At 45.3% G+C, this 5,314-nt stretch carries 3 protein-coding genes and 1 pseudogene; 3 read left to right on the forward strand and 1 reads right to left on the reverse strand.

Annotation, left to right across the window (positions count from 1 at the left end):
• A partial coding sequence (locus QUA99_RS32100; RefSeq protein WP_333460526.1) for a transposase occupies nt 1-410 on the forward strand: 410 nt, incomplete at its 5' end.
• A 60-nt stretch (nt 411-470) separates the two neighbouring features.
• Here QUA99_RS32100 and QUA99_RS32105 read toward each other — a convergent pair.
• Nucleotides 471-917 (reverse strand): annotated as a pseudogene (locus tag QUA99_RS32105) (IS1 family transposase); the annotation flags it as partial.
• A 987-nt stretch (nt 918-1,904) separates the two neighbouring features.
• Between QUA99_RS32105 and QUA99_RS32110 the strand changes: the two are divergent.
• Together QUA99_RS32110 and QUA99_RS32115 are read left to right on the forward strand one after the other, a co-directional pair.
• A complete protein-coding gene (locus tag QUA99_RS32110) occupies nt 1,905-3,431 on the forward strand; it encodes a site-2 protease family protein (RefSeq protein ID WP_445251058.1) in 1,527 nt (508 codons plus the stop codon).
• A 217-nt stretch (nt 3,432-3,648) separates the two neighbouring features.
• Complete coding sequence (locus tag QUA99_RS32115; protein WP_333245459.1) at nt 3,649-4,599, forward strand: PIN domain-containing protein; 951 nt, start codon at nt 3,649-3,651, stop codon at nt 4,597-4,599.
• Nucleotides 4,600-5,314 lie beyond the last annotated feature (715 nt).

Below are 5,314 nucleotides of genomic sequence, written 5' to 3' on the forward strand. Positions count from 1 at the left end.
AATTCACAGGGCATTACCCAGAATCGGTTCACGTTGACCAGATTTACCGTACTCGCTCGAATAGAGCCTGGTGTAAAGAAAGAGGAATTAGGATGAGCGGTCCGCCCTTGGGAAGACGGTCAGCTCATGTGAGTAAAGCAATAAAAAAGCAAGCTCAAGAAGATGAAAAAGCGCGTCAGGCTATAGAAGGGAAATTTGGTCAAGCAAAAAGAAGGTTTAATCTCGATCGAGTGATGACCAAACTCGATCATACATCTGGTACAGCGATTGCAATTGCTTTTTTAGTCATGAACCTTGTTGCGGGATTAAGGAGGTTATTGTGGCTTTTTTTGTGTCAAATTATATTAATAAGGACTAGAAAGGTGACTGAGATTATCAAAAGCTATCCTCCGGTATTACAAATAGAATAAAAACTTATATTAAGCGTTGGCGGGCAATAGCGCGATCGAACTTTTTTGAGTTTTTTGGACTTATTCAGCAAGCCCTAGATAGTGAATTAATAATTGAATAGAATGTTTGAGCAACTTGCTGTCTGATTTAGAATAACAAAGAGTTTTTCGTTTTCCACGACCTATCCGGATGTCTTAATCTTGTATTTTCGCCTTCAAGTCTTGTCATAGAGGTTTGGCTAATTATTGGCTATTCATCGGCAATAAAGTTAGGGGAAACTTTCGGGTCATCTGTCACATAAAAATAGCATTTCCATTTATTAACAAGATTCCCAAGTGGTTCAAAGGTTTTACCACGCTCGATCGCCTAATACCCATTCTCAAATACCTGGTTGAAAGTTGTCTACCGCTGTCGGCAGCCAAGTTGTTTTTTGAGTCGATAAATGTTTCTAATTCATCTAATTCTTAAACTTTGGGAATTGCCTCGGACTCGTAAGAATTTCGCAGGAGTTTTCCTACTTGTTTTACCAATTAATAATTGCGGCAGGACATTGCATAAGCTCTTCGTTTTGTGAAGTGTTATTTTTGGGCGATCGCACTCTCAATCGATCGTACCCTAATTCAGCAACGCGGCTTGTATTTGCTTAAATCATTTTTTTACCGGAATTAAGTTCGCGAGGCAAGTGAAGACGTAACATACCTCGACTAGCCATCACTCCTACAGCGCCCTTTCTCCGGCGCTGAGATTGGTTTATTGACACGATTGCGCCCTCAACTCTACAGGCCTACAGTATCAAATTGTTGTGCAATTGTTGTGCAATTTTGTTTGGTTTGACGCAACCAAAGGCTGAAAGACTTACGCGCAGGGTGATGCAAGAATTTGACGATACCGCCTTCCAAGCAGCCAGCCGCAGGTTCAAGTCCTGCCGTACCCGTTAACTAAACCTAATAGCATCAACGCTTTGAGCCGTTCTTTACCGCAAAGTAGAGAGCGGCTCAAACCTTATTTGTTGTGCATTTGTTTCGGATTTGTTTGGCCTGCTCAAATCCGAAAAACACTCACGTCCGCGAAAAAGCCCCGCCTGCCAAACCGGGGCTAATTTTCCAGCTTCCCCGATCGACACTGCCAGTTTTTTGAGTTAGCCCTGGACGCGTAAATACCGAATAAACCTGGTTTTTACCAGTTTTCAAGGTCGGGAGGCAGTATTTTCGCAAGAAAAACGCTGTTTCTGACCACCCGTGCGTAAATCTTATGAGTATGTGTTTGCCACAGCCCATGTAACATCATAAAATGTGTATTGTGTCAATATCCGATCGCCTGCGATCTGAAAACAGCAGGACGCGGCGGTTGTGGCCCGAGTAGCCCTCAGGGGTTATCCTTAGTAATCAGGCTAGTTTCCGACAGGTTTGGATATGTTCCCAGCAACTTTATTTCATATTCCCCAAAATTTAATGCTATCACTCGACCGCGGCGCGATCGACCTGTTAAAGCCCCTATTGGCGCAAGCAACCGGAATGCCTATAGTTGCATCGGAAAATACGGCAACCATTGCCCTGGTATTGGTTGCTCTGGGAATTCTAGGTTGGGGATTTTATCGGGCCAGACCTTTTGGCAAACTGGGAATTTTGGCTTGGTTGCAGTCAGTTGCGCTGATGAGCCCCTGGCTGCTGTTCTTTGGTTTGTTCGCCGCCGGGATTTACCTCAATCTAGTTGCGGTATTGTTGCTGCTCGTGGCATCCACGGGATTGTACATTTATCTGGGCAGGCAATTGCGTAAGGCTGCATCCGATGCAGTGCTGCCGCGCCCGGATGCTGCTGAGGTAAATTCCGAAAGCGATGATTTCTCAGCCTCTGACTCGCAGCCGACACCAGCCAAACAAATCATTAAGATCGTCACAGCGCCACCGGCAACTAATGAATTAGAAATAATTCCCGTTCCAGTTGAAGACCTCAAGGCAATTAAAGGCATCTTTGGCATAGATACTTTCTTTGCGACAGAAACGATTCCCTATCAAGATGGGGTAATCTTGAAAGGCAATCTCCGGGGAGACCCAGAACAAGTACACTCGCGTTTGACGGCAAGTTTGCAAGAAAGATTAAACGATCGCTACCGCCTATTCTTAGTAGAAAATCAGGACGACAAGCCCGTAGTTATTATCTTGCCCAGCACCAACGACCCGCAGCCAAGTACCGTATATCAAAAAATCCTAGCAGTCGTGCTGCTGTTGGCAACAATTGCTACCAGCTTGGAAACAGGCGGTTTGCTGCTGGGTTTCGATTTCTTTAACTCGCCGCGTCGATATCTAGAAGTTCTGCCAATTGCAGCCGGAATTTGGGCGGTTTTAGGCTCGGGCGAAATTGCTCGCCGAGTGCTGGCAAATCGGTACAATGTTGGCTTGAGTTGGCCGTTTTTTATACCAACTTTGCAGATAGGTTGTTTTGGAGCGATCGACCGTTTTGAGTCGCTGCTGCCCAACCGTAAAGTTTTGTTTGACATCGCTTTTGCCGGGTCAGCGGCTGGGGGAATAGTTTCTCTGCTAATGCTGGTAACGGGTTTGCTGCTGTCTCACCCCGGCAGTTTGTTTCAAATTCCCACGGAATTTTTCAAGGGCTCGGTTTTGGTGGGAACTTTGGCAAAAGTGGTTTTGGGTTCGGCTTTGCAGCAGCAGATTGTTGACGTTCACCCGCTGGTTGTTATCGGTTGGTTGGGCTTGGTAATAACGGCGATTAATTTGATGCCGGCGGGACAGTTGGACGGGGGTAGAATCGTGCAAGCCATCTACGGTCGGAAAATAGCAAGTCGCGCTACTTTGGCGACGTTTGTGGTGCTGGCCATCGCTTCTTTAGTTAATCCTTTGGCCCTGTATTGGGCGATCGTGATTCTGATTTTACAGCGGAATCTGGAACGGCCGAGCCTCAACGAGCTGACTGAGCCTGACGACGCTCGCGCGGCTTTGGGTTTGCTAGCTTTGTTCTTGATGATTGCTGCGCTGTTGCCTTTGACTCCGGCTTTAGCGGGCCGTCTGGGCATCGGAAACTAACAGCAGCGGTGCAGCTTTGGTAATAGGCTCTTGGGTTGCGGTAAATTAGTGAAATCTAGGAATTGGGCGATCGGGTTCTTAACTACTAATTTCCAATTAAAAGCCGCGCCCCAGGTTATTTCTCTCTTACCAAAAGTTGATTTTTGGACTGCCCAAAATTTGTTTAAACTCGATCGATAAAGTAAAAATAACTTATCTAAGCATATAGGATAAAGTCATGGCTAATCAACTTCCTCCTGTATTGGTAACTTTGGATGCAGATGTTTTGATGGCTGGCAGAACCCAAGTGTGGCAAGAATATGCCAAGGTGGGAACTTGCTATATCCCGGAAGTAGTGTACGACGAAATAGATCGTCTGACAGGGCAAGCGGTGGAAAAAGCTCAAGAGCAAGTAGCTAGAGAGTTTATGCGCTTTTTTGCCGACAGCGGCTGGATAGCAACTGACGCTCAGGAAACACACCGAGCTCTGGAACCTTCGATTAAAAATCAAAGCAAGCCAGCAATGCTCGTAGTGGCGACGGCTCAGTGCGTTTACGGTTTGGCTCAAGAACACCCGGAGGCATTGGTGGTTTTTGTGTCCAACAGCCAGCCTCTGCTGAAGCGGTTGGCTTCTGTAGGCGCTACGAATCTCTGCGGGATTACCGGGGCAATGCTGTTAAATTGGGCGAGGAAAGGGGAACGCCCGCCGGCGGCGACTCAGCAATTGCAAAGTTTGATGCGCACCCTCGCCGAACGCAAATTGACTCAGCGCTCTAACAGCAGAATTCAAGATGCTGCAGTTGGCAAAACCGGGACTTCTGCTAGCAAGTTAACCGAGACGCGCGGCGCTTCTGAATTGAAGTCGCCCAGCAGTTTCACTAAAACAAATAAAACGGGTTTGACTGCGGGCAGCAGTGCGAGTTCGCGCCCCAAAAAGCCGCCCCGCAGTCGCGAGGAACCCAGAGATTACGAGCCGGCTGTATATCGTATGAAACATATTACGCCTCCGCCAAAAAGGAACAGCGGTTTTGTTTCTGGTGCGTTAAATTTTTTGGGAGCGTTATTTTTCTTGACGGTAGCGGTGGGTATTTTGTGGCGAGTGTTCGATGTTAAGGGTTTTAGAAAGACTTTTGTGCCGGCTCTACCGCAGCCCGTGCAACAATTTGTTAAGTCGATCGACCCTAAATAATCTGGTTTTCTGAAAATTCTACCTTCCGATCCCGCTGACTTACAGCACTTCCGGATGTTATGAGGTACAGTAGCAGCAATTAGTAAACCAGTTTTTGAGATGTTTCGGATTAATTAAGTCAAGAGCCACAGCAATTATCGTATCAACCATTTTAGTGGTGGTTGGCGAAAACTGTCGCAATAAAGATTTAAGTTGCGACCCTGGGGGGGTAACAACCAGCCCTGGGTAAACGCATCTAAATTAAGTTGACAGAAAATCATATTTGTGCATAAGTTTTTCTTTTATAAAACCATTCTTAAAACCCACATTCCGCAGTTCTGACTTTGATGACTAAGGATTTTCATACCTTCACTGTAGGAAAAATATCGGTGCCTACCTTTTCTAATTTTAGTATCATTATTTTGCGATTTTGGCGAAATATAAGAAATTGGAATTCACAGATATTTCCTAATATATTCCTTCGGCAATATCTGAACTCATTCTCCCTAAATAGGGCTTGCTGAAAAAGTAAGAAAACAGGATTTAGAAAGATGAATGAACTCGCGAGTCCCTTGATAATATAAGCTTTGTTTACGCTATTTTATATAAAACATAATTTTTATTAATCATCACAGGTGGAAAACAGGAAAAAAAGTGTATAAGTAATTGGACAGAATTAATTACACGCTGATTCTTTGCTAATTTTTTACTAGACAAGGCTTGTAGCCCATAGTTT

This window comes from Microcoleus sp. F10-B2 (assembly GCF_036704965.1).
Lineage (GTDB): Bacteria > Cyanobacteriota > Cyanobacteriia > Cyanobacteriales > Microcoleaceae > Microcoleus.

Coding starts and splice junctions, on each gene's coding strand:
- QUA99_RS32110 (WP_445251058.1), top strand. CDS start 1,905: ATGCCTATAGTTGCATCGGAAAATACGGCAACCATTGCCCTGGTATTG.
- QUA99_RS32115 (WP_333245459.1), top strand. CDS start 3,649: ATGGCTAATCAACTTCCTCCTGTATTGGTAACTTTGGATGCAGATGTT.